A 505-nucleotide genomic window follows, 5' to 3' on the forward strand; every position below is an offset into this window, starting at 1 on the left:
GATTACAGCTCGGCGATGGTGCGAACCAACGAACGGGGGATGTACGGCTATTACGAAGCCCGGGCGAAACCGATGAATTCCGCCGGTTCCAGTGCGTTCTGGCTGGCGTGGACCGGGCTGACGGACAATGCCACGGAAATCGATATCTTCGAAATCGGCGGCAAGACCCGCAATGAAGCCTTCGATCGCCTGTACAACATGAACGCGCATGTCTGGGCCAGACCGCAGAATGATCAACACCTGAGTTCCGGCAGTACCTGGATCGCACCGTGGCGGCTGGCCAATACTTTTCATGTCTACGGCTTTGACTGGCAACCCGAGACTTTGCGCTGGTACGTCGACGGCGTGCTGGTGCGAGAGGCGAAAAACAACTACTGGCATTTCCCCATGCAAATCGTCTTCGACAGTGAAGCGATGTGGGACTGGTTCGGCGTGGTCGACGATGCTGATCTGCCGTCGGTGTTTCGCATCGACTACGTCAGGATCTGGACGCGCTCAGCGCAAT

1 protein-coding gene is annotated in these 505 nt (G+C 57.4%); it reads left to right on the forward strand.

The window, feature by feature from the left end; genetic code table 11:
- On the forward strand, positions 1-505 hold a 505-nt coding region (locus tag J5M71_RS27320), incomplete at both ends, for a family 16 glycosylhydrolase (RefSeq protein ID WP_207838659.1).

Origin of the sequence: Pseudomonas sp. 43(2021) (genome assembly GCF_017490805.1) — a bacterium.
Taxonomy (GTDB): domain Bacteria; phylum Pseudomonadota; class Gammaproteobacteria; order Pseudomonadales; family Pseudomonadaceae; genus Aquipseudomonas.